This window comes from Pseudarthrobacter sp. NPDC058196, assembly GCF_042882685.1.
GTDB lineage: Bacteria > Actinomycetota > Actinomycetes > Actinomycetales > Micrococcaceae > Arthrobacter.
The window spans coordinates 149,360-172,859 of sequence record NZ_JBHVVN010000008.1 but is presented as its reverse complement, the minus strand read 5'-3'; the positions used below and the strand labels follow the sequence as shown (position 1 = coordinate 172,859).

The window sequence follows — 23,500 nt, the reverse complement described above, 5'->3', positions numbered from 1 at the left end:
GGACGCGGATGGTGGCTCCGGGGGCGACGGGGCCGCTGATGCCGCCGGTGCCGTTGCGGGTGTCCAGTTGCCGGAACGGGGCCTGGGACGAGAAGGCTCCCGGCAGTCGGGGAGCGGTTGGTACGTGCAGCAGCATGTTTGGCGTTCCGGCGCCGGCAGCTGTGATCGTTCCGGGAACGGCCGTTGACAGTACCTCATCGGCCACCTGGGCCGGGGTGAAGAGAGGGCGCTGGGAGAGGACCAGGGCCGCGGCTCCGGCGACGTGCGGTGCGGCCATGGATGTTCCGCTCAGTGTTGCGGTGGCCGTTGACGACGTATTCCAGGTTGAGGTGATGCCTACCCCCGGAGCGTACAGGTCCACGCATGGGCCAAAGTCGGAGAAGGACGCCTGCCGGTCCGAAGAGTCGCTGGCTGCCACGGTCATGGCGGACGGGGCGCGGGCGGGCGACGCGGTGCAGGCGTCCATGGCCGAATTCCCCGCGGCGACGATGACCGGGACACCGTCGTTGATGACGTTTTGGACTGCGGTGTCAAGGAGGCTGCTGCCCGGTCCGCCCAGGCTCATGTTGACCACCGCCGGCGCGCCCGCGGCATGGTCGCCGGCAACCCAGTCAAGTCCGGCGATGATGTCCGAGTAAAAGCCCGACCCGTCACAGGCCAGTGCCCTCACGGGCACGATGGTGGCGGATTTTGCCACTCCGTAGACGGTTCCGGCGATGATGCCGGAGACGTGGGTGCCGTGTCCATTGCAGTCACTTGTGCCGCCGCCGTCGGACAGGGCTGTCCAGCCTGCTGCAACGCGGCCGCCGAAATCCACGTTCGAGGCGAGGACTCCGGTGTCAACCACGTACGCGCGGACACCAAGGCCGGAACTGTCGTGCGTGTAGGAGCCGGACAAAGGCAACGCCTGCTGGTCGAGCCGGTCGAGGCCCCAGGGCGCCGGCTTCTCGGTGTCGGAAATCGTCGATACCGCGTCGGCCTCCACCGCCGATGCCCTGCCCGAACGGAGCAGTGCGGTCGCCTGCGCCGGGGTGGCCTTGATCGCCGCCCCCCGGAGCGCTTTCGTAAACGTGTGGTTGATCCCAATACCCTGGGCACGCAAATCCCGTGCCTCCGCTGGCACGTCGGCTCCCGGCGGGAACTGGACGAGGTAGCGGCCAGTTGCGCTTTCAGGAGCGGCAGCGGGCGAGGTGGGTGCCGCCGCCGGCGCCGAAGCCTGCGCCGGTGCACCGCTTGAGCAGAGGGCGACGACGGACAACAGTGCGGCGCCAACGGCCAGGCGCAAAGACTGGGGCAACGGAATCGGATTCCTTTTGTGCTCGGTAGGGGAAGATGCCGGATGATGTCTTCCGGCTTCCAAGGTATCCGAGCCAGGAAGTCTGGCGGCCAAAGCTCGGGCGATCCTGCGCATTATTTGTGGAACCTTGGAAAACCTCCGCATGACACTGCCATCGCGCACATCGCGGCAAGACCATGTTCGTCACAATGCTGTCCACGGCCGGAGCGATGTTCCTACACTGGGCGCAGGTCATGAGTGCCAGCGCCAAGCCCCGGCTCGCTGGCCGGCAACCCTCCATCCGCGGTGGGGTGCCCCGGGTGAGGACCAGGCTGTCCGGCAATGGCCGGAAAGCAAGCGCGGCCCGTGGTGCTCCCAGCATGCCGGGCCCATGTCATAGGAGACTGAGATGTCCAACGGATGGTCCTTCGAAACCCGCCAGATCCATGCAGGCCAGGAGCCTGACGGCGCCACCGGAGCCCGCGCCCTGCCCATCTACCAGACCACGTCCTTCGTGTTCCCGAGCGCCGAGAGCGCGGCCAACCGTTTTGCACTGGCTGAACTGGCTCCGATCTACACCCGCATTGGCAACCCCACCCAGGACGCGGTGGAGCAGCGGATCGCCAGCCTCGAAGGTGGCCTGGCCGCTTTGCTGCTGAGCTCCGGCCAGGCCGCGGAGACCTTCGCGGTCCTTAATATCGCCGAGGCCGGGGACCACATCGTGGCCAGCCCCAGCCTGTACGGCGGCACCTACAATCTTTTCGCCCATACCTTGAAGAAGTTCGGCATCTCGGTCACCTTCGTTGAAGATCCGGACAACCTGGACCAGTGGCGGGATGCCGTGCAGCCCAACACCAAGCTGTTCTTTGGGGAGGTGGTTTCCAACCCGCGCCAGGACGTCCTGGATATCGAAGGCATCTCCCAGGTGGCCCACGACGCCGGCGTTCCCCTGATCGTGGACAACACCCTGTCCACTCCCTACCTGATCCGGCCATTGGAGTGGGGTGCGGACATCGTGATCCACTCCGCCACCAAATACCTGGGCGGTCATGGCTCGGCCATTGCCGGCGTCATCGTCGACTCCGGCAAGTTCGATTTCGGCAAGGACCCTGACCGTTTCCCCGGCTTCAACACCCCGGATCCCACGTACAACGGGCTGGTCTACGCCCGGGACCTTGGCGAGGGCGGCGCACTGGGCGCCAACCTTTCCTACATCCTCAAAGCCCGTGTCCAGTTGCTGCGCGACCTCGGCTCGGCGGTCTCGCCCTTCAACGCCTTCCTGATTTCCCAGGGCCTGGAAACGCTGAGCCTGCGGGTGGAACGGCACGTTTCCAACGCCACGGAGGTGGCGCGCTGGCTGGAGAGAAGGGACGACGTCGAATCGGTCGCCTACGCGGGGCTGCCGTCCAGCCCCTGGTACGAACGCGGCCGCAAGTACGGCCCCAAGGGGACCGGCGCCGTCGTCGCCTTCAACCTTGCAGGCGGCGCGGAGGCGGGCAAACGCTTTGTCGACGCCCTGGAGCTGCACTCGCACGTAGCCAACATCGGTGACGTCCGCTCGCTTGTCATCCACCCGGCGTCGACCACCCACAGCCAGCTCTCGCCCGAGCAGCAGGTGGTGGCCGGGGTCAATCCGGGGCTGGTCCGGTTGTCTGTCGGCCTGGAGCACATCGACGACATCCTGGCCGACCTTGAGGCCGGTTTCCGCGCGGCCAAGGGAGGCGCCGACACCTGATCGACAGCACGCTGCGGCACCGCCGGCCGGCAGCGCCGGGAAGTCACAACCAGTCACACTCTTGGCCTGGACCGGGGGGTGTTTCGTACACTCGAACCAGGTCATGAGTGCCAGTGACAGCCCCGGCTTGCTGGCCGGCAACCCTCCTTCCGCGGTGGGGTGCCCCGGGTGAAGACCTGGCCTGCCGGTCAAATGACGGCAGGCAAGCGCGTAGAAGAGGTCTTGCCATGACGGTTACCGTCGCCCGTACCACCATTCCCGAACACGGAGTTGTCCGCTACGCCTCCATTGGGGGACTCGAGCTGGAGGGCGGCGGCTACCTTCCGGATGTCACCCTGGCGTACGAGACCTGGGGCACGCTGAACGCAGATGGCAGCAACGCCATCCTGATCGAGCACGCCCTGACCGGCAGCACCCACGTGACCCGGGGCGATACTGACGAAGAGGGCTGGTGGGAACAGCTGGCCGGTCCAGGCGCTCCCGTCGATACGGACCGTTTCTTTGTCGTGTCCATCAACATCGTGGGTGGGTGCTACGGATCCACTGGCCCGTCCTCGCCTTCCCCGGACGGAGCACCCTGGGGGTCACGGTTCCCGCTGGTAACGCTGCGGGACAGCACTGTTGCGGAGGCCCGGCTGGCGGACCAGCTGGGCATCGGGAGCTGGTACGCAGTCCTTGGCGGTTCCATGGGCGGTGCCCGCGCCCTGGAGTGGGCCGTGACCTACCCCGGCCGGGTGCAGCGCTGCGCCGTCATCTCCGTCGGCGCTGCCAGCACGGCTGAACAAATCGCCTTCGCCCAGGCCCAGACGCTGGCCATCCGCCAGGATCCGAACTTCAACGGCGGCGACTACTACGGTGGCCCGTGCCCGGAAGACGGGCTGGCCCTGGCCCGGCGGATCGCCCACATCACGTACCGGTCCGCCGCGGAACTGGAAGGGCGCTTCGGCCGGGAGCCCCAGGCCCCCGAGTCGCCCCTGCACGGCGGATTGCTGGCAAACCGCGGACGCTACCAGGTGGAAAGCTACCTGGACCACCAGGGCAGGAAGCTTGTCCGCCGGTTCGACGCCAACAGCTACATCGCCCTCACCGAGGCACTGATGAGCCACGATATCTGCCGGGGCCGCGGGCCGCTGGTCGAAACCCTGGCATCCTCCACGGCCCGGTTCTTTGTTGCCGCCGTCGATTCCGACCGGCTCTACTTCCCGTCCCAGTCCCGAGAATTGGCCCAGGCCCTGCCCGGTGAGGTTGGCGTGCATATGATCAATGCACCGATAGGCCATGACGGCTTCCTGACCGAGATCGGACAGCTGGGGCACCAGCTCCGGACCTCCTTCCTGGTGTAGCAGCGCTCGCCGGATCCCGGCAGCGGGCGACCGACGTCCACCACGGGGCTGCCGCCGCGCTGCGGTGCCGCAGTGCAGCCGGCCCCGAGAAGAAGTACGGCATGATCGTGTCATGAAAGCCGCCGTCCTTTATTCGACCGTTCCCGCCGCCGGACAGGCGCCGGGAAAGCCCACCTACGCTGACGCCAAGCCGTTGGTGGTGCAGGAGCTGGACCAACCGCGGCCCCGCGCCGGCGAGCTTGGCGTTGCCATCACGTATTCGAGCCTGTGCCATTCGGACCTGTCCGTGGTGGACGGCTCCCGGGCCCGGCCGCTTCCGATGGCATTGGGCCACGAGGCGGTGGGGCGGGTGGTGTCTGTGGGCGACGCCGTAGCCGACGTATCCGTAGGAGACCACGTGGTGCTGGTCTTCGTGCCCAGTTGCGGCCACTGCCGGGCGTGCCGCGCCGGAAGGCCCGCGCTCTGCCACCGCGCAGCAGAGGTCAACGGCTCCGGCGACCTGCTTCACGGGCCTGCCTTGCTGCGCACGCCGGCGGGGGAGCGCATCAACCACCATTTGGGCGTCTCGGCGTTTGCGGATTACGCCGTGGTGGCGCGGGAATCGGTGGTGGTAATTGACGACGACGTCCCGGACACCGTCGCGGCGATGTTTGGTTGCGCCGTGCTCACCGGAATGGGGGCCGTCCTCAACACGGCAGGTGTCAGTCCGGGACAGTCCGTGGCAGTCTTCGGCCTCGGCGCAGTGGGCTTGTCGGCCGTCATGGCGGCCCGCCTCGCCGGGGCAGCCGGCGTGATTGCCATCGATCCGAATCCTGGCAAGCACCACTTGGCCTTGGACGCCGGTGCCACGGCGGCCGGCACACCGGAGGACGCGGCGGCGCTGATTGAAGAGGCAGCCGGCGACGGGGTGGACGTTGCCGTCGAAGCGGTCGGCTCGGCGGGCGTGATCGCCACTTGCCTTGACCTGGTGACGCGGGGCGGCGCGGTTGTCTCGGTGGGACTGCCCCATCCCTCTGCTGAACTGACGGTTCCCGCACTGCAGTTCGCGGGTGCCGGCAAACGACTCCTGGGCTCCTACATGGGTGACGCAGTTCCCGGCCGCGACATCCCGGCGTACCTTGGCTACTGGCGGGAAGGCAGGCTTCCGGTGGAACTGCTGCACACCGATACCCGGCCGCTGGCCGAAATCAACGAAGGCCTGGACGCGCTGGCATCCGGGCGGGTGGTCAGGCGGCTCTTCCGGGCTTGAGGCGTGGAGGCGCCAGGCCGTCAGCCGTTCATGATGTCGCCGCGGCGCTTCATGTAGTCCTCCATGGACATTTCGCCGTTGCTGTACTGCTGGTCCAGTTCTGCGAGCTTCCGGGCACGGAACCCCTGGGGCGCTCCCGGCAGGGGAGCGGCCGGGCCTGACGGCGGGTGGCCGGTACCTGGCTGCTGGCCGGGGAACTGCTGGCCCATACCCTGCTGCTGGCCCGGGAACTGCTGGAAGGGCGGTTCCTGGGGAGCGCCGTACCGGGGGTCCGGCATGGGCGGTGGCCCGTACTGGTACGGCTGGGGCTGGGAACCATCGGCCGGCCGGGGCTGGCGGAAGCCGCCGGAGAAGTAGTCCTGCTGGGTGTAGCCGTCGCGGGGCTGGTTGCTCTGCGGCCCCGCCGACCCGGGGAACCCGCCCGGCCCGTACTGTCCCGGAAACTGGCCCGGGTACTGGCCGGGCAAACGCTGGTCCCGGTCCCGCCGTGCCATGGACCGCCGGTACATCCGCATGGCCGTGGGGACAACGAAGGACAGGATGATGATCCAGACAAACAAGCTGCTCACGGTGCCGCGCCTCTCAAAGGTTGTCCTTCCAGCGTAACCCCGGGCGGCGCTACCGGCGGCTGGGTTCCGAGGTTCCCAGCGGACCCTCACCGGATCCCAGCGGCACGCCCGGGCCGAAGACGGGACCCGGCGTCGGCCGTTTTGCCGTGATGCCGTCACCGGAGGACTGGTGCCGCAGCCGGCGCAGCACCCACGGCACGAAGTATTCGCGGGCCCACACCAGGTCCCCGGTCCTTGCCTCGCGCCAGGTCCGGGGCGGCAGCGCCTTGGGCTGGAGCGGTTCCAGGGAGTGCTCCACGTTGAGCGAGTCCAGCACCATGGCCGCGATGGTGTGGTGCCCCAGCGGGGAGAAGTGCAGCCTGTCCTGGTCCCACATCTGCGGATCGCTCAGCTGCCGGAGGGACCACATGTCGGCGATGACGGCGTCATGGCGCGCCGCGACAGTCCGCAGGTTCTCGTTGTAGATGGCCACCTTGCTCCGGATCCTGCCCAGGACCGAGGAGCCGGTGTCCGGACCGTTGAACAGGACCACGGTGGCGCCGCCCATGGACAGGATCTGGACCACGGAATCGAGCTTTTCGGCGAGCACGTCGGGGTCGCCGCCCGGGCGGATGAGGTCGTTGCCGCCGGCGGACAGGGTGACCAGGTCCGGCTTCAGTTCCAAGGCCGGAGCCAGTTGCTGGTCCACGATCTGCTGCAGGAGCCGGCCGCGGACGGCGAGGTTGGCGTAGGCGAAGTCCGGCTTGGTGCGGCCCAGTTCTTCGGCCACCCTGTCGGCCCAGCCGCGGTGGCCTCCGGGGCTTGCGGGCTCGGGGTCGCCGATGCCCTCGGTAAAGGAATCGCCCATCGCCACGTACCGGCTCCAGGGGTGGGAACCGGGGTGCACGGAGGGGGTCTGGATGGCACTTGCGTCAGTCACTGTCCTATCCTGCCTTCCGCTTCACTGGCTACGCCAACGTAGGTTGTTACTTTCGGGTAACTGTAAGAATGGAAACCATGACTGACGCCGAAGTATTTCCCGCTCCCGTTGTCCTGTGGTCCCACCCCGAAGACCAGCGTGCCGGCAAGCCGCTCTTGGTGCTGCTGCACGGCTACGGTGCCAACGAACAGGACCTGTTCAGCCTCGCCGGGATGCTTCCAGGGGACTTCGTGGTGGCATCCGTCCGTGCGCCGATCGCCATGGGCCCCGGCTTCACCTGGTTCCCGCTGACAGCGTCCATCGACTATTCCCTGGACCGGGTCAAAGCGGCTTCGGCCTACGTCCTGGAATGGATCGACACCATCAGGGCAGGCCACCCCTCCGTCTCGCTGCTGGGCTTCTCCATGGGCATGGCGATGGCCACCACCCTCCTGCGGCAGCGTCCCACGGACTTCGCTGCCGTCGTCGGACTCTCAGGCTTCGTGGTGGACGCCGCCGGCGACCCCACGTTCAAGGACGCCGAACTGGACGGAACCGTCCCCATGTTCTGGGGCCGGGACCAGCAGGACCCGGTGATCACCCAGGACAAGATCGAGTTCACCATGGGCTGGGTGCGCAAGCACGTCAAGCTCACCAAGGTGCTCTACGCGGGCATGTGGCACGGCATCAACGAGCAGGAGATCGGCCATGTGGGGGAGTTCCTCACCCACGAGGTGCTCACCAAGTAGGCGTACGACGGCGGCGCTCCGGCCTTGGAGGTCAGCCCGCCTCCGGCGCGACCACCTTCACGGTGTGCCCGTTGACGGTGACAGTGTCCCCGTTGTGCAGCTGGCGGCCGCGGCGGTCATCGATTTCGCCGTTGACCTTCACCAGCCCGTTCTTGATGAGCTCCGTTGCCTCCACGCCGTCCTCCACGAGGTTGGCAAGCTTCAACAGCTGGCCCAGCCGGATCATGCTGTCGCGGATGGGGACGTCGTCAATGGGGTTGCTCATACAGCAATAATGCCTGAACTAAGGTGGATCCAATGACCTCCCCTCCACGCCTGCCCGTCCTCGCAGGCCTGCCCCTGGCGGTGGGCGCCGGCCTGGCCATCCCCGTCCAGGGCCGCATCAACGGGGCGCTCGGCGCCCGCCTCAACGACGGAATCGCCGCAGCCGTGGTGAGTTTCAGCACAGGCCTGCTGGTGATGATCCTGATCTCGCTGGTCCTGCCGCGGGGCCGTGCCGGGCTGGCGGGCATCCTCCCGGCCGTCCGTACCCGCGCTTTTCCCCGCATCTACGTGCTGGCCGGTGCCATCGGCGCGCTGTTCGTCTTCGCCCAGTCCTTCACCGTGGGCCTCCTCGGGGTGGCCCTCTTTACGGTCGCCACGGTGACGGGACAGACCGTGAGCGGGCTGCTGGTGGACAGGCTGGGGATCGGCCCCGCCGGGAAGAAGTCCGTCACGGGAATCCGGATCATCGGTTGCGTCCTGACCATCGCCGCCGTCGCCTGGGCAGTGTCGCCGCGGTTCAGCGGTGCAGGCGCCGGGACCGACGCCGGCCCGGGTGCATTGCTCGTGCCGCTGCTGCTGCCGGTGGCGGCAGGGTTCCTCATGAGCTTCCAGCAGGCCATGAACGGCACCGCCACAGTCCACTACGGCACCCCCATCGCCGCCACGCTGGTCAACTTCGTGGCCGGCACAATCGTGCTGTGGGCGGCTTTCGCCGTGAAGCTCGCGGTGGCCGGGCCGGGCAATCCGTTGCCCGGTGACTGGTGGTATTACCTTGGCGGTCCCATGGGCTGCGTGTTCATCGGCCTGGGTGCCCTGCTGGTCCGCAGCCTCGGCGTGCTGGTCACCGGGCTTGGCATGATCGCAGGCCAACTCCTGGGATCCCTGGCACTGGACCTGTCGCTGCCCGCCCCGGGCACCGTCGTCGCCCCTGCCACCGTCCTGGGGACCCTGCTCACCCTCGGCGCCATCATCCTGGCCACGTTGCCCTGGCCTCGGGGCGCGCTGCGCAGGCAGCGGCCGGTACGCTAGGACACAAGCTTTCCCCGCTTTCCTTCATCCGCCCCGGGCCACTGCCCCTGTGCCACAGGCACGCAGCAGCCGGGGCCTGACAACCCGCGGACCGCACCCAGCGGCCCTGTAGAAATTGGAGTTACCCCATGGCAGCAAAATCCGTCCTCGACCAGGTCATTTCCCTCTCCAAGCGGAGGGGCTTCGTGTTCCAGGCCGGTGAGATCTACGGAGGCTCGCGTTCTGCCTGGGACTACGGCCCCTTGGGCGCGGAGTTGAAGGAAAACATCAAGCGCCAGTGGTGGCAGTCCATGGTCCGCGGCCGCGAGGACGTGGTGGGACTTGACTCCTCCGTAATCCTGCCCCGCCAGGTGTGGGAGGCCTCCGGCCACGTCGAGGTCTTCTCCGACCCCCTGGTGGAATGCCTCTCCTGCCACAAGCGTTACCGCGCCGACCACCTCGAGGAAGAATACGAGGAAAAGAAGGGCCGCCCGGCGGAAAACGGCCTGAAGGACATTGCCTGCGCCAACTGCGGCACCCGCGGCGAATGGACCGAGCCGCAGGAGTTCTCCGGCCTGCTCAAGACCTACCTGGGACCGGTCGCCAGCGAGGAAGGCCTGCACTACCTGCGCCCCGAAACCGCCCAGGGCATCTTCGTGAACTTCAACAACGTCCTGACCACTTCGCGGAAGAAGCCGCCGTTCGGCATCGGCCAGATCGGCAAGTCCTTCCGCAACGAAATCACACCCGGCAACTTCATCTTCCGCACGCGCGAGTTCGAGCAGATGGAGATGGAGTTCTTCGTCGAGCCCGGCACGGATGAAGAGTGGCACAAGTACTGGATGAACGAGCGCATGGCCTGGTACACCGGCCTGGGCATCCGCGACGAGAACCTGCGCTTTTACGAGCACCCCAAGGAGAAGCTGAGCCACTACTCCAAGGGCACCACGGACATCGAGTACCGCTTCGGTTTCCAGGGCTCTGAGTGGGGCGAGCTGGAAGGCATCGCCAACCGGACCGACTTCGACCTCTCCACCCACGCGAAGGCCTCCGGCACGGACTTGAGCTACTTCAACCAAGCCACCAACGAGCGCTACACCCCGTACGTGATCGAGCCCGCCGCCGGTCTGACCCGCTCCTTCATGGCGTTCCTGGTGGACGCCTACACCGAGGATGAGGCACCCAACGCCAAGGGCGGCGTGGACGTGCGCACCGTGCTGAAGCTCGACCCGCGCCTGGCCCCGGTCAAGGCCGCCGTGCTGCCGTTGAGCCGTAACGAGGACCTGTCACCCAAGGCCAAGGCACTGGGCGCCCAGCTGCGCAAGAACTGGAACATCGACTTTGACGACGCCGGTGCAATCGGCCGCCGCTACCGCCGCCAGGATGAGATCGGCACCCCGTTCTGCATCACCGTGGACTTCGACACCCTCGAGGACCAGGCCGTCACCATCCGCGAGCGGGACACCATGAGCCAGGAACGTGTTTCCCTGGACAAGGTGGAGGGTTACTTGGCCGCACGGCTGATCGGCGCCTGAGCATGGCCATCGAATACCGCCCATGGCGCGACGGTGACGACCTTGCGCTCCTGGAGATCTGGGGTGACCCGGGCACCGCCGAGGCACGCCAGTTCCGCGGCGCCCTGGCACTGTCCTCCAACGGCCGTGACGGCACCCCGTGGCGCCGCTGCATCGTGGCCGAGGACGTCATTGACGGCGTCGGCATCCCGGTAGCCGCCGGCGTCATCTACGAGGCGTCCCTGCACCCGGAACGCCTCTGGACCTACATAGAGGTGGCCCGGGACCACCGCCGCGCCGGCATCGGCGCCAGCCTGCTGACCATGCTGCGACGCGAAGCTGAAAACGCGCCATCGGGCGTCACCAGGCTGCGCGCCAAGGTCGAGCCGGGTACCGCCGGCGCAGCCTTCGCCGAAGCATTCGGGCTGGAACCCATCCAGCGCTCGCGCCTGGTGGTCGTGGAACCGGGCGCCCTCCGGCTGCCCGTCTTCCCGGCCAAGGACGGCGACGGTGCGGCCGGCGGCGAGAACGCAGGCTCCGACGTCGTCATGGACCTGGCCACCGGATCGGTGGAGCTCACCGACGTGGTGGGACGCTACTACACCGCCATCCACGACTGGGACTCACCCGGGGTCCTGTCTGTGGGACAGGTACAGAAACTGTTCCTGGACGAGCTCACCGGCGCCCACGGCGCCATCGTGCTGCGGGCCAAGCCGGAATCGGCGTTCGGAGCCGGCGTGGCGCCGAGCAAGAAGGGCCGCATCCGGGCCTTCGCCGTCAGCTACGCGGCCCCGGCCGATCCCGACGCCGCCCCCGGGACCGAGTCCGCAGGACGGGACACGCCGACGGACGTTTTCGTGGGGCATGAGCCGGCGTTGTCCGCCGGGGACGCCGCCGAGGCCGTGCGGGACATGCTCGCCCTCATCGCGTACCAGCACCCGGTGATGCTGGAGCTGGACGACTCCATGACCGCCCTGCGCGCCGCCGTCGAACCCCTCCTGGAGTCCGGCAAGGCCCGCCTCGCCGCGGCGGAAACCTTGGTGGTCTCCGACTGAGCGGGGCCGGGCCGCCCACCCGGCAGCCGAGGCAGCGCCAGGTTTCGCCGTGACCTTCACGGCGGGGCCTGGCGCTTACTTGGTTTGGCGCAAACCACGACGCCGGCCTGCGGCGGCGTCCGCGGCGTCCAGGCGCCGCCGCTCGGCGTCCGAGGGAGCGGCGCCGCCCAGGTGCGCCGGCATCCACCACGCCCCGGGTTCGGGCTGCAGCGGGAAGCCTGCGGTGCACCGGTCGATCCCGGCCTGGAGCGTGCGGCGCAGACCGTCCGTTGCTTCCTCCACGTCAACGTCAGCCGGAAAGACGATGGGCGCTCCCACTTCAAGCCGCACCGGCGCCCGCCAGCTGCGCCGAAGGGAGAAGCCGTGGCCGCGGGTCATCACCCTGTGGGCACCCCAGACCGAAACCGGAATGACCGGGACGCCGGCCTCCGCCGCCATCCGCACGGCACCGGTCCTGCACTCGCGGACGGTGAAGCTGCGGCTCACCCCGGCCTCCGGGAAGACCGCGAGGTACTCGCCGGCCCGCAACTTGGCCACCGCCGCGTCGTAGGCGTCTGAACGGTCCGCATAGCCCACCACCACATGGCCGCTGGCGCTGATGGCAGGTCCGGCCAACCAGTGGTCCGCGGCACCTTGATGGACAAGGAACCGCAACTGGGCACGCGTGTGCCGCCACAGGAGCAGTTCGACCACCGCGAAGTCCACGTAGCCGAAGTGCGTGACGGCAAAGACGGCTCCCTTTCCGGGGGAGGCCCGGCGGGAAGGGCCGGTGGCCGGTTCCTTCGCGGGCAGGTTCTCCACGCCCGTTGCCGCGATGTCCAGCCCGAGGGCCCAGCGCAGGAACTGCCCGGTACGGACGATGACCCGGTAGAAGCGGTCGTTGGGCGGGGGACGCCAAGGCATCGGGACCCGGCCTAGAGGGTGACGTGCACGGACGATTCCGGCAGCAGTTGCGTAAAGGCCCGCGACGGCCGGACAGCGGCGCCCGTGCTCTCGGCGAACGACTTGATGACGAAACCGGAGGCCAGCGTCTGCCACACCCGGATCTTGCGGAGCATGAAGTGCCCCACACCCCTCAGGGACACGTATTGCATGCTTGCCGCTTCCGCAGTGGCGCGGCGGGCGAACGCCAGCGACTGCTTCGGGCTGGTCATGTGGTCCGTGGTTCCGTGCACAATCAGCACCTTCCGTCCGGCCACCCGGGCGGACGGGGTCTCCGGGCTCAGCCACGGCGCAAGCGCCACCACGGCCTCCACCTGGGGATGGTCGGCGGCGCAGACGGCCGTCAAGCCGCCCATCGAGTGGCCCAGCAGGAAGATCGGGACGCCGGGGTGGCGCTCCTCGATCTGCCGAAGCGCCCACCGTGCGTCCTGCAGCGGGGTCATGTCCGGGCCGTTCCAGCCGCGGACGCTGTTGCGCAGGGACCAGACCGCGAGCCCGTGCTTCCTGCCGGTGCGGTGCAGGTCCCGGGCGAACGGGACCATCCTGGCCGGGCTCAGGTGGCGGGCCTCCACTGGTGCGCGGCTGTGGGCCCTTCCGCCGTGCAGGACCAGGACCACGCCCTTGGTGGCGCCGGATGCCTCAAGGACGCTCAGTACTGGACGGTACAGGGGAGCCCCAGGAGCGTGCCCGGCCTGTTCGCCGCCGCTGTTTCCCGTGCCGCGAGTATCGGTTCCACGTGTCCCACCGTTGTCCATGCCTGGTTCCTCCCCATCCGATGGTCCATTTATAAACCCTATGGCGCCGCACGTAGAGTACAAGCCATGAGGTTGTACTGCTGATGGGCGCCGGTCACTCCCACACTTCCGGGAGCCATTCGGAGCCGACACCCCAAGCGATGGCTGCCCGCAGCAAGGCGAACCGCATCCTGGCGGCGGTCCTCATCCCGCTGGCGCTGCTGACCCTGGCCGGGATGGCCGCGCTGTGGCCGTCGGGCAGCAAGGACGGAATCACGCTGGCCAACCCGTATTCCACGGCCCCCGGCGTGACATTCGATACGGGAACCATCCAAAGCGTGGTGACCGAGAACTGCATGCAGGGGACCAGCCAGCAGGGCGGTGGACAGCAGGGCACCGGCCAGCAGACGCCGCCCGGCCAGCAATCCAGCCAAGGCTCGGACTGCACGTTCGCCTTCACGGAGCCGGACAAGGGCGGAAGCCCGGTCAAGGTGGTTATCAACCCGGATGTGGCTTCTTCGCATGGGGTCAAGCCCGGTGACCAGATCCGGTACCTGAACCTCTCGAAGGCCCAGGGGGCCACCGGGTCACAGGGTTCGCCGGCCTACATCTTCGTGGACTTCGTCCGCACGCTGCCCATTGTCCTGCTCGCTGTCCTCTATGCCGCAGTGGTGATCGCCGTCGCCCGGTGGCGCGGGCTCCGCGCCCTGATCGGACTCGTCGGTGCCTACTTCGTCCTGGCCAATTTCCTGCTCCCGGGCCTGGTGGAGGGCAAACCGCCGCTGCTCCTGACCCTGGTGGGCTCCACCGTGATCATGATCGGGGTGCTCTACTTTGCGCACGGCTTCTCGGCGAGGACGTCCACGGCATTGTTGGGCACCATCTTCGGGCTCGGCATCACGTCGCTGTTGGCCGCCTGGGCCACCGACGCCGCCAACCTCGCCGGTGTCGGCAGCCATGACGCCGCCACCCTGGTAAACACCTCGGCAAACATCTCCATCTCCGGCGTGATCCTGTGCGGGCTCATCATTTCGGGACTGGGCGTCCTGAACGACGTCACCATCACCCAGTCCTCGGCCGTGTGGGAGCTCTACGAACTGGCACCGGGCAGCAGCGCCCGGAAACTGTTCACCTCCGCCATGCGGATCGGCCGCGACCACATCGCCTCCACCGTGTACACCATCGCCTTCGCCTACGCGGGGGCCGCACTGCCCATCCTGATCATCGTCATGCTCTACGACCGGCCCCTGATGGATACGCTCACCAGTTCGGAACTGTCCGAGGAGGTCATCCGCACGCTGGTGGGCTCCATCGGCCTGGTCCTGGCCATCCCGGTCACCACCCTGATCGCGGTGCTCGTGGTCAAGGCCACCGGCATCGTGCCAGTGGAGGGCCATGCCGGGGGCGTGGCGCACGACGACGGCGACGTCCACCCCGGGGACGTGGCGGATACCGGGGCGCTCGCCGCAGCCGCGGTGGGGGAGCGCAACCGGCGAGCAGGCGTCGAACCAGCCGCGGAAACCGCCACCCGCCGGGGCCGGAGGGCGGACCGCGCCTGACCGGACGCGCGGCAACCTGCCCCGCGGCGCCTGCCGGAAACCTCCGCCAGACAGCCGTGCGGCCAAGGGGGAACCCCCGATTTGCCCGGCTTTGCAACAATGGACAGGTGACTGTTGCAGCAACCCCTCCCGCCCCCAAGCTGGAACTCCCGCCCCTGAAGCTGGGACCCATCACCGTTGACACCCCGGTGATCCTGGCCCCCATGGCCGGCATCACCAACTCCGCGTTCCGCAGGCTCTGCCGTGAATACGGCGGCGGCATGTATGTGGCGGAGATGGTCACTTCCCGCGCGTTGGTGGAGCGGACACCTGAATCACTCCGCATCATTTCCCACGACGACGACGAGAAAGTCCGTTCCGTCCAGCTGTACGGCGTGGATCCGGGCACCGTCGGCGCCGCCGTGCGGATGCTCGTGGAGGAAGACCGGGCAGACCACATCGACCTCAACTTTGGCTGCCCGGTCCCCAAGGTGACCCGGCGCGGCGGCGGTTCGGCCCTGCCCTGGAAGATCGATCTCTTCACCGCGATCGTGCAGACCGCCGTCAGGGAAGCCTCCAAAGGCAACGTCCCCCTGACCATCAAGATGCGCAAGGGCATTGACGATGACCACCTGACGTACCTCGATGCCGGCCGCATCGCCCGCGACGCCGGTGTTGCCGCCGTCGCGCTCCACGGACGCACGGCCGCCCAGTTCTACTCCGGCAAGGCGGACTGGTCCGCCATCGCCCGCCTCCGCGAAGCCCTGCCGGACATCCCGGTGCTGGGCAACGGCGATATCTGGTCGGCAGAGGACGCCGTCAGGATGGTCCGCGAAACCGGCGTGGACGGCGTGGTGGTGGGCCGCGGCTGCCAGGGGCGCCCATGGCTTTTCGGCGACCTGCAGGCAGCATTCGAAGGCAGCGACGTCCGGCACCGGCCCAACCTGCGCCAGGTTGCCGAGGGCGTCTACCGGCACGCCGAACTGATGGTGGAAACCTTCGGTGACGAGGGCAAGGCGCTGCGTGAAATCCGGAAGCATATCGCCTGGTACTTCAAGGGCTACGTGGTGGGCGGTGAACTGCGCACCAGGCTGGCCCTGGTGACCAGCCTGGAGGTGCTGCGGGAAACCCTCGCGGAGTTGGACCTGGACTCGCCCTACCCCGGGGTGGACGCCGAGGGCCCGCGGGGACGTGCCGGTTCCCCGAAACGGCCAGCCCTGCCCAAGGACTGGCTCGACTCCCGTGCCCTGAACGACGATCAGTCCCGGGACATCGCTGCGGCCGAACTGGATGTTTCCGGTGGCTGAGGCTTCCCTGAGCACCCCGCTCGCTGGCACTCCGGCGCCCGGCACGCCCACCGCGGCCCTCGCGTTGCCCGGCTACGAGCTGCACGATTCCGCCCGCTGGGTGGAGGAACCGCCCAAGAACACGTACCGGTCCGACTTCGAGCGGGACCGCGCCCGGGTGCTGCACTCATCGGCCCTGCGCCGGTTGGGCGCCAAAACCCAGGTGGTGGCCCCGGACACGGACGACTTCGTCCGCACCCGGCTCACGCACAGCCTGGAAGTGGCGCAGGTGGGCCGCGAACTGGGCCGGGCCCTGGGCTGCGACCCCGATGTGGTGGACACGGCCTGCCTGAGCCACGACCTCGGCCATCCGCCGTTCGGCCACAACGGCGAATCGGCGCTGAACGAGGTGGCGCACGCGATCGGCGGGTTCGAGGGCAACGCCCAGACGCTCCGCCTGCTCACCCGGCTTGAGCCGAAGGTGCTCACGGTTGACGGGCATCCGGCCGGGCTGAACCTCACCCGCGCAAGCCTCGACGCCGCGTCGAAATACCCGTGGTCTGCCCTGGAGGCCCCGGTGATCCACGGCCAGCGGACCAGCAAGTTCGGCGCCTACGAGGACGATCTTCCCATCTTCAACTGGATCCGCGAGGGTGCCCCGGAGCGCCGGTCCTGCCTGGAAGCCCAGGTGATGGACCTCGCGGACGACATTTCCTATTCGGTGCACGACGTCGAGGACGCGATCGTTGCCGGCCACTTCCAGTTGCGCTGGCTGGACAACCCGGACCACCGTGCCCGCGTGGTGGGATACGCGAAGCAGTGGTACCTGCCGCACAACGATCCCGCAGCGATCGACGCCGCCCTGGCCCGGCTCGAAGCCACGGACGTGTGGGTGCGTGAGGCGGACGGCAGCCGCAAGTCGATGGCGGCCCTGAAGAACATGACCAGCCAGCTGATCGGCAGGTTCTGCCAGAGCGCCCTGGAAACCACCCGCGCCGTCTACGGGCCCGAAAACCTTACCCGCTACAGCGCCGAGCTCATGGTTCCCGACGAGACGGTGATGGAAATCGCGGTCATGAAGGGCCTCGCCACCACGTTCGTGATGACCACCGAACACCGGCAGCCCATCTACGAGCGACAGCGCGAAGTGCTCCACGCCCTGGTCACTGCCCTGAGCGCCACGGGGGACAGGCACTTGGAACCGATGTTTGCCGCCGATTGGCGGGATGCTGCCGACGACGGGGCACGGCTTCGGGTGGTCATCGACCAGGTGGCGTCCCTGACGGACGGGTCGGCGCTGGCCATGTACGAGCGCCTGGTGGGGAGCCTGCCCTCGCTCTGGTAGTCCCGCGAGGCCTCGGCGGATCCTGCCAACACCCGATCGATCAACAGCTTGCTCAAAGAGTTTCCACAGGAATGAGGGGCAAGATAGGGGAAAAGGCAGGCCGTTAAAGCACGGGAGCAGGTCATGAGTACTCGCAGCAGGGGCAAGCGCCTCGCCACCGGGATTACCGTGGCGGTGGGCGTGGGCAGCGTCGCAGTTGCCGGCGTCAGCGCGGCCGCCGTGTACGCCGCCACGCCTTCCGTCATCGCCAGGACCACTGCCGCCACGGACAACAGCACCCAGGGCACCACGCCGAAATCGGGCGGCTCCGCCGGTTCCGGCAACGACGGCTACGGAAGCCGGCAGGACGGCACGCGCCGTTCCAAGAGCTACGGCAGCACCACGCCGGTTCAACCGGGCAACGGCGGCACGGTCCACGGCAGGTCCTCGGGATCCTGAGATGAACGGTCCTGGCACACACGGTGCCCGCACGAACGGTTCCGGCCCGGCCGGCAGCGCGGCGGCTGAACGCGGCGCGGCGGCGCAATCAACCTGGAAAGTCTGGGAGCTTGAGGCCTCCGTCACCGTTACCGACGCCGGCGCCCTGGCCGACGCGGAACGGATTGTCCGCGACGTTGTGGCCGCCGTCGACGCCGCCTGCAGCCGCTTCCGCGGCGACTCGGAACTTCTGATCCTCCAACCCCGGATGGCGCAGGGCGTCACCGTCAGTCCGATGTTCCGGCTGCTCCTGCAACGCGCCCTGGACGCTGCGGCGATAACCGGCGGCGACGTCGACCCCACTCTGGGAGCGGACCTGGCCGCACTGGGCCACGGCCCCGGCCTGCAGGGTTTGCCGGGGCTCCGCAGCGTGCCGGTCCCGGCACTGGCCGACGGAGCGGCTCGAACTCCAGCGCCGCCGTCGGCCGGATCCCCGGACATGCCCGCGCCGCGGGCACCCGGATGGACCAGGCTTCGCCTTGACTCCACCACCCTGACCCTGCCCGCCGAACTCCGGCTTGACCTCGGTGCCACAGCAAAGGCGGTCGCAGCGGACCTCGCTGCCGCCGAAGTACACCAGCGGCTCGGCTGCGGGGTCCTCGTGGGGCTCGGGGGAGACCTGGCCAGCGCAGGGCAGGCACCCCACGTGGATGGCCAACCCGGCCAGTGGCAAATCCTGGTGCAGGACCTGCCCGCCGACCCCGCCCAGCACGTCTCCCTGGCATCCGGATATGCCCTGGCCACGTCCAGCACGCAAAAGCGCCGCTGGACGCACCGGGGAACCGGCGTCCACCACATCCTTGACCCGCGCTCCGGGCTCCCGGCCGAGCCCGTCTGGCGATCCGTGACGGTGGCCGCGCCCACGTGCCTGGAAGCCAACGCCTACAGCACTGCCGCCATTATCCGCGTCCACGCCGCCGTGGACTGGTTCCGCGCCGAAGGTATCGTGGCCCGGCTCGTGGACCGCCGCGGCCGGATTGTCACCACGGGCGGCTGGCCCGCCGACAGCCAAGGCCCCCGCCGCGCCGGGTCAAACCCGGCAGGACCACCCCGCCAGGCAGCCGGCCTCGGCGCGGCCGGGGGTGACCGCCATGGATGAGGCAATGTGGGCCTTCGGCCGGGTCAGCGGCTTCATCTCCCTGGCCCTGTTCACCGCCTCCGTGCTGCTGGGAATCCTCAACAGGTCCGGCCGGCCCCTGATGGTGCTTCCGCGGTTCTCCATCAGCCTCCTGCACCGGAACATCGCCCTGCTCGCCACCGTATTCCTGGGGCTCCACGTGGGCTCCCTGCTGCTGGACTCGTTTGCCAAGCTGAACCCGGTGGACATTGTGGTGCCCTTCCTGGGCTCCTTCCAGCCGTTCTGGCAGGGTCTGGGAACGGTGGCCCTTGACCTGGTCCTGGCCGTGGTTGCCACCGGTTTGCTGAGGCGCCGGATCGGACAACGGACCTTCAAAGCAGTCCACTGGCTGGCCTACGGCGTCTGGCCGGTGGCGATGGCGCACGCCCTCGGAAACGGAACCGACGTCTCGAGCGGCTGGTTCCTGCTGCTTGCCGCGGCGTCCGCCGTCGCCGTGGCCGCGGCGCTGCTGTGGCGGCTGTCCCCGACATTTCTTGAAACCTCCGCTGCCAGGCAAGGAAACCTCCCGTGAGCCCCGCCAGAGACACCTCCCAGCCCGCGCCGCCGGATGCGGCCCGGCAGGAACCGCGCCTCCTCGCGGCAGGCCCGGATGCCGGCTGGGACCAGCACCTGGGCACCTTCGGCCCCCTGGACGCGGACGCCGCCGCACCGGGGCTGCTTGACGCACTCGCGGCGTCGGGGCTGACCGGCCGGGGCGGGGCAGCGTTCGAAACGTGGCGCAAGGTGACCGCGACGGCGGAGTCCGGCAGGAAGGGCCTGTTTGCGGCCCGGCCGGTGGTGATCGCCAACGGCGCCGAGGGCGAACCACTCAGCTTCAAAGACCGGACCCTGCTTAGCCACGCACCGCACCTGGTGATCGACGGCCTGCTCACCCTGGCATCAGCCCTCGGCGGCGCCGGCACGTACGTGTACGCGCCGGCAGCAGGCCTTCCCCGCGTCCGGCAGGCCCTCGCGGGGCGTCCCGGCACCAAACGGGTGCGGGTGGTGGAGGCACCGGAAACGTTCATCTCGGGCGAGTCGAGCGCGGTGGTCAACATGATTGCCACCGGAAATGCGGTGCCCGTTGACCAGCGCCGGCGCCTGAGCGAATCGGGCCTGAACGGCAGGCCCACGCTGGTGGTCAATGTCGAAACCCTGGCACAGGTTGCCCTGATCGCCCGCTACGGGGCGCAATGGTTCCGCGAAGCGGGGACGGCGACTGACCCGGGAACCCGGCTGGTGTCCGTCTCCGGGCGTGGCCCGGTCCGGGACGTGGTGCTGGAGGTACCGGGCGGGGTGGAACTGTCCGCTGTCCTCAAGGAAGCGGGGATGGACCCGGCTCCCTTGTCCGCCGTCCTGGTGGGCGGCTACCACGGCCGCTGGGTACGGCCCGCTTCGCATGTGCTCTCGCCGGTGGGGCCGGTGGCCGGGACGGTGCGTCCCGGAGCAGGCGTGATCCATGCGCTTGATCCGCACGCCTGCGGTATCGGGGCGACCGCCCGGATCCTCACCTACCTCGCCAACGAATCAGCCAGGCAATGCGGACCCTGCATGTTCGGCCTGCCGGCCATGGCGTCCGTCCTCAACCGGATCGCGGGCGGGGAACGCAACTCCCGCCTCGCCTCCGAACTGGACCGCCTGGGACGGCTGGTGTCCGGCCGCGGCGCCTGCCGGCATCCCGAGGGGACCACCGGCCTGGTCAGCAGCGCCCTCGAGGTGTTCGCCGCAGACTTCCGTGCGCACCTCGCCGGCTACTGCGCGGCCTCGGGAGGGGTGGCGGCATGACGGCCATCCTGCACATCGACTGGACCAGCTGCGATGGCCGCGGCTTGTGCACCGAACTGCTTCCCGGCGTGCTGGCCAGGGATGACTGGGGATACCCCGTGGCACGCGGGAAGTCCGGCCGCGAACGCACGGACGTTCCGCTGCGGGACGCTGACCGGGAAGCCGCCCTGGAGGCCGTGGTCCTCTGCCCCAAGCTGGCCCTCAGCCTCCAGGAACGCTCGGCGCCGGCAAGTGAAAGCCGTACGCCGGGCCGGTGACTAAGATTGCAGTGTGGCTGGGCTGATTAAACGTGAAGATATCGACGAAGTACGCCAGCGCACGGACATCAAGGAAGTGGTTGACGGCTACGTCACGCTCAAAGGCGCCGGGCTGGGAACCTGGAAGGGCCTGTGCCCCTTCCACGACGAGCGCTCGCCGTCCTTCACCGTCCGCCCCCAGGTAGGCCGCTACCACTGCTTTGGCTGCGGCGAGGACGGCGACGTCATCGCCTTCGTCCAAAAGCAGGACCACAGCTCCTTCCACGAGGCGGTGGAAAAACTCGCCGCCCGGATCGGCTACGAACTGCGCTACGAGGACGGCGGAACCGGGCCCAACCGGGAGGAGGTGGGCCGGCGGCAGCGTCTGCTGGATGCCCACAAAATCGCCGACGAGTTCTTCCGGGCCCAGTTGCTCACGCCCGGTGCCGCCGAGGCCCGGAACTTCCTGCACGGACGGGGCTTCGACCGGGCAGCAGCCGAGCACTTCGGCTGCGGGTACGCCCCCCAAGGCTGGGACGCGCTCCTGAAGCACCTCCGGGGCCGCGGCTTCACCGACGCCGAGCTGAAGCTCACCGGCATGTTTTCGGAGGGCAACCGCGGCATTTACGACCGCTTCCGCGGCCGCCTCATCTGGCCCATCAAGGACATTGCCGGCGACACCATCGGCTTCGGGGCCCGCAAGCTGTACGAGGACGACCAAGGCCCCAAGTACCTCAACACGCCCGAAACCACGCTCTACAAGAAGTCCCAGGTCCTGTACGGAATCGACCTCGCCAAGCGCAGCATCGCCAAGGACCGCCAGCTGGTGGTGGTGGAGGGCTACACGGACGTGATGGCCTGCCACCTTGCAGGAATCACGACGGCGGTGGCCACCTGTGGAACGGCGTTCGGCACCGAGCACATCAAGATCGCCCGCCGGCTGTTGTCCGACGACGGCACCGGGGGCGAAGTGGTGTTCACCTTCGACGGGGACGCCGCGGGGCAGAAAGCGGCCCTGCGCGCCTTCGAGGAAGACCAGCGCTTCACGGCCCAGACCTATGTGGCCGTCGAGCCCACGGGGGCCGATCCCTGCGACCTCCGCCTGAGCCGGGGCGACGAAGCCGTGCACGCCCTCATCCAGTCCCGCCGGCCGCTGTTCGAATTCGCCATCCGCACCACGTTGAAGCAGTTCAACCTGGACACCGTGGAAGGCCGGGTACAAGGCCTGAAAGCTTCCGTGCCCGTGGTGGCCGCCATCCGTGACGCCTCCACCCGGACCGGCTACTGCCAGGCCCTGACCGGTTGGCTGGGCATGCCGGACCCCAACGAAGTCCTCCGCCTGGTCACCGCCGCCGTGAAGCGGGGGGACACGGGACGTCCGGCCGCCTCCGGCCAGCCGCAGGCCGGCAACCCCGCCCAGCCGGGTGCCGCCCAGCCCGGCGGCCCGGGCGTTGCTGCCGGGCCGTCGTCGGGCGCGGTCCCTTCCTTCCACCGGCCGGACCCCCGGGACCCGGTGGCCTCAATGGAGCGCCAGGCCCTTGAGGTGGCACTCCAGCAGCCGTCCCTGCTGGCCGGCGCCGTCTGGGACCGTTTTGCTGCCGCCCGCTTCGCCACGCCCGCCTTCCAGGCCGTCCACGACGCCATGCGCGCCACCGGCCCGGGACAGGCTGCCGGCGATCCGGTTCGCTGGGTGGAACATGTGATGCACGAAGTTCCCGAACCCCTCCGGCCGCTGGTCTCGGAGCTGGCTGTGGTGCCGCTGCCCGCGCACACGGAGGAAGCGGTGCTGAAGTATTGCCGCGACATCCTGTCCCGCCTGTTCGAGCTGCAGATCACCCGGGTCAAGGCGGACAAGATGGGGCAGCTGCAGCGGCTCGATCCTGCCGCGGATCCGGAAACCTACCAGCGGCTCAACCGTGAACTGATGATGCTGGAAATGGAACGCCGCTCGCTGCGCGCGGAGGCGTAGCGGCTCCGCACGCGCGTTGCCCCACCGGGCAGAGCCCCGATTTCGTTTCCGCCGCAGGTGTTTGCTAGGCTAATACCCGCTTCATTCCTCCTTAGCTCAATTGGCAGAGCATTCGACTGTTAATCGAAGGGTTGCTGGTTCAAGTCCAGCAGGAGGAGCGCACAGTCCCCGTTCCGGCCTCCGGAACGGGGACTTTTCTTTGCCGCGCGGGGTGTTCAGGCCCGGCAAACCGCCGATTTCCCTTGGGCCGGAATCCTTTGCTAATGTCATACCTGCTTCATTCCTCCTTAGCTCAATTGGCAGAGCATTCGACTGTTAATCGAAGGGTTGCTGGTTCAAGTCCAGCAGGAGGAGCGCAACGGAAAATCCCTGTTCCTCCAGTTGGAGGAACAGGGATTTTTTCTTTCCGCA

General features: G+C 68.5%; 22 protein-coding genes, 2 tRNA genes and 2 riboswitches. Of the genes, 18 read left to right on the top strand and 6 right to left on the bottom strand.

Going from position 1 to position 23,500, the window contains the following annotated elements:
- A partial coding sequence (locus ACFVVC_RS13400) for a S8 family peptidase (RefSeq protein ID WP_387453902.1) occupies positions 1-1,297 on the bottom strand: 1,297 nt, incomplete at its 3' end.
- 229 nt (positions 1,298-1,526) lie between these two features.
- Positions 1,527-1,642: riboswitch (SAM riboswitch) on the top strand.
- 43 nt (positions 1,643-1,685) lie between these two features.
- On the opposite strand from ACFVVC_RS13400, the gene ACFVVC_RS13395 reads away from it, so the two are divergent.
- The 3 genes from ACFVVC_RS13395 (at position 1,686) to ACFVVC_RS13385 (ending at position 5,603) form a co-directional block, all read left to right on the top strand.
- A complete protein-coding gene (locus ACFVVC_RS13395; RefSeq protein WP_387453899.1) occupies positions 1,686-3,011 on the top strand; it encodes a bifunctional o-acetylhomoserine/o-acetylserine sulfhydrylase in 1,326 nt (441 codons plus the stop codon).
- A gap of 99 nt (positions 3,012-3,110) precedes the next feature.
- Positions 3,111-3,226, top strand: a riboswitch (SAM riboswitch).
- A 12-nt stretch (positions 3,227-3,238) separates the two neighbouring features.
- Positions 3,239-4,354: a homoserine O-acetyltransferase gene (locus ACFVVC_RS13390; protein WP_387453896.1), complete on the top strand. Its 1,116-nt coding sequence runs from the start codon at positions 3,239-3,241 to the stop codon at positions 4,352-4,354.
- Positions 4,355-4,466: 112 nt separating this feature from the next.
- Positions 4,467-5,603: an alcohol dehydrogenase catalytic domain-containing protein gene (locus tag ACFVVC_RS13385; RefSeq protein WP_387453894.1), complete on the top strand. Its 1,137-nt coding sequence runs from the start codon at positions 4,467-4,469 to the stop codon at positions 5,601-5,603.
- Positions 5,604-5,623: 20 nt separating this feature from the next.
- Here ACFVVC_RS13385 and ACFVVC_RS13380 read toward each other — a convergent pair whose 3' ends face one another.
- A complete protein-coding gene (locus tag ACFVVC_RS13380) occupies positions 5,624-6,172 on the bottom strand; it encodes a hypothetical protein (protein ID WP_387453891.1) in 549 nt (182 codons plus the stop codon).
- Between the two features lie 49 nt (positions 6,173-6,221).
- Positions 6,222-7,091: an SGNH/GDSL hydrolase family protein gene (locus tag ACFVVC_RS13375; protein WP_387453888.1), complete on the bottom strand. Its 870-nt coding sequence runs from the start codon at positions 7,089-7,091 to the stop codon at positions 6,222-6,224.
- Between the two features lie 77 nt (positions 7,092-7,168).
- Between ACFVVC_RS13375 and ACFVVC_RS13370 the strand changes: the two genes are divergently transcribed.
- Positions 7,169-7,819, top strand: coding sequence for an alpha/beta hydrolase (locus ACFVVC_RS13370; protein WP_387453885.1), 651 nt, complete (start codon positions 7,169-7,171; stop codon positions 7,817-7,819).
- A 31-nt stretch (positions 7,820-7,850) separates the two neighbouring features.
- Here ACFVVC_RS13370 and ACFVVC_RS13365 read toward each other — a convergent pair whose 3' ends face one another.
- Positions 7,851-8,084: an RNA-binding S4 domain-containing protein gene (locus tag ACFVVC_RS13365; RefSeq protein WP_387453882.1), complete on the bottom strand. Its 234-nt coding sequence runs from the start codon at positions 8,082-8,084 to the stop codon at positions 7,851-7,853.
- A 32-nt stretch (positions 8,085-8,116) separates the two neighbouring features.
- Between ACFVVC_RS13365 and ACFVVC_RS13360 the strand changes: the two genes are divergently transcribed.
- The 3 genes from ACFVVC_RS13360 (at position 8,117) to ACFVVC_RS13350 (ending at position 11,660) form a co-directional block, all read left to right on the top strand.
- A complete protein-coding gene (locus ACFVVC_RS13360) occupies positions 8,117-9,112 on the top strand; it encodes a DMT family transporter (RefSeq protein ID WP_387453879.1) in 996 nt (331 codons plus the stop codon).
- A gap of 128 nt (positions 9,113-9,240) precedes the next feature.
- On the top strand, positions 9,241-10,626 hold the full coding sequence (locus tag ACFVVC_RS13355; protein WP_387453876.1) for a glycine--tRNA ligase: 1,386 nt from the start codon (positions 9,241-9,243) through the stop codon (positions 10,624-10,626).
- A 2-nt stretch (positions 10,627-10,628) separates the two neighbouring features.
- Positions 10,629-11,660: a GNAT family N-acetyltransferase gene (locus ACFVVC_RS13350; RefSeq protein ID WP_387453874.1), complete on the top strand. Its 1,032-nt coding sequence runs from the start codon at positions 10,629-10,631 to the stop codon at positions 11,658-11,660.
- Between the two features lie 75 nt (positions 11,661-11,735).
- Here ACFVVC_RS13350 and ACFVVC_RS13345 read toward each other — a convergent pair whose 3' ends face one another.
- Both ACFVVC_RS13345 and ACFVVC_RS13340 read right to left on the bottom strand, forming a co-directional pair.
- The gene (locus ACFVVC_RS13345; protein WP_387453871.1) at positions 11,736-12,563 is read right to left on the bottom strand and encodes a lysophospholipid acyltransferase family protein; all 828 of its coding nucleotides are present in this window, start codon (positions 12,561-12,563) and stop codon (positions 11,736-11,738) included.
- An 11-nt stretch (positions 12,564-12,574) separates the two neighbouring features.
- The gene (locus tag ACFVVC_RS13340) at positions 12,575-13,357 is read right to left on the bottom strand and encodes an alpha/beta hydrolase (RefSeq protein ID WP_387453868.1); all 783 of its coding nucleotides are present in this window, start codon (positions 13,355-13,357) and stop codon (positions 12,575-12,577) included.
- A 140-nt stretch (positions 13,358-13,497) separates the two neighbouring features.
- On the opposite strand from ACFVVC_RS13340, the gene ACFVVC_RS13335 reads away from it, so the two are divergent.
- From ACFVVC_RS13335 to ACFVVC_RS13285, 11 genes are all read left to right on the top strand, one after another.
- A complete protein-coding gene (locus ACFVVC_RS13335) occupies positions 13,498-14,895 on the top strand; it encodes a YibE/F family protein (protein ID WP_387453865.1) in 1,398 nt (465 codons plus the stop codon).
- Positions 14,896-15,002: 107 nt separating this feature from the next.
- On the top strand, positions 15,003-16,181 hold the full coding sequence (dusB, locus tag ACFVVC_RS13330) for a tRNA dihydrouridine synthase DusB (protein ID WP_387453862.1): 1,179 nt from the start codon (positions 15,003-15,005) through the stop codon (positions 16,179-16,181).
- Positions 16,165-17,505, top strand: coding sequence for a deoxyguanosinetriphosphate triphosphohydrolase (locus tag ACFVVC_RS13325; protein WP_387453859.1), 1,341 nt, complete (start codon positions 16,165-16,167; stop codon positions 17,503-17,505). Before dusB ends, ACFVVC_RS13325 begins: the two co-directional genes overlap by 17 nt.
- A gap of 123 nt (positions 17,506-17,628) precedes the next feature.
- Positions 17,629-17,943 (top strand): hypothetical protein, encoded by a 315-nt coding sequence (locus ACFVVC_RS13320; RefSeq protein ID WP_387453856.1) that lies wholly within the window; start codon positions 17,629-17,631, stop codon positions 17,941-17,943.
- A 1-nt stretch (position 17,944) separates the two neighbouring features.
- The gene (locus ACFVVC_RS13315) at positions 17,945-19,081 is read left to right on the top strand and encodes an FAD:protein FMN transferase (RefSeq protein WP_387453853.1); all 1,137 of its coding nucleotides are present in this window, start codon (positions 17,945-17,947) and stop codon (positions 19,079-19,081) included.
- On the top strand, positions 19,074-19,631 hold the full coding sequence (locus ACFVVC_RS13310) for a ferric reductase-like transmembrane domain-containing protein (RefSeq protein WP_387453850.1): 558 nt from the start codon (positions 19,074-19,076) through the stop codon (positions 19,629-19,631). The genes ACFVVC_RS13315 and ACFVVC_RS13310 overlap by 8 nt, the downstream gene beginning before the upstream one ends.
- Positions 19,628-20,884 carry an NADH-ubiquinone oxidoreductase-F iron-sulfur binding region domain-containing protein gene (locus ACFVVC_RS13305; protein ID WP_387453847.1) on the top strand — a complete coding sequence of 419 codons (1,257 nt, stop codon included), beginning with the start codon at positions 19,628-19,630 and terminating at the stop codon, positions 20,882-20,884. Before ACFVVC_RS13310 ends, ACFVVC_RS13305 begins: the two co-directional genes overlap by 4 nt.
- A complete protein-coding gene (locus ACFVVC_RS13300; RefSeq protein WP_387453844.1) occupies positions 20,881-21,141 on the top strand; it encodes a ferredoxin in 261 nt (86 codons plus the stop codon). The genes ACFVVC_RS13305 and ACFVVC_RS13300 overlap by 4 nt, the downstream gene beginning before the upstream one ends.
- A gap of 13 nt (positions 21,142-21,154) precedes the next feature.
- Positions 21,155-23,089, top strand: a complete 1,935-nt coding sequence (gene dnaG, locus ACFVVC_RS13295) for a DNA primase (protein ID WP_387453841.1) — start codon at positions 21,155-21,157, stop codon at positions 23,087-23,089.
- A gap of 85 nt (positions 23,090-23,174) precedes the next feature.
- Positions 23,175-23,247, top strand: a tRNA-Asn gene (locus tag ACFVVC_RS13290).
- Positions 23,248-23,370: 123 nt separating this feature from the next.
- Positions 23,371-23,443 (top strand) — tRNA-Asn (locus ACFVVC_RS13285).
- The last annotated feature ends 57 nt before the right edge of the window (positions 23,444-23,500 follow it).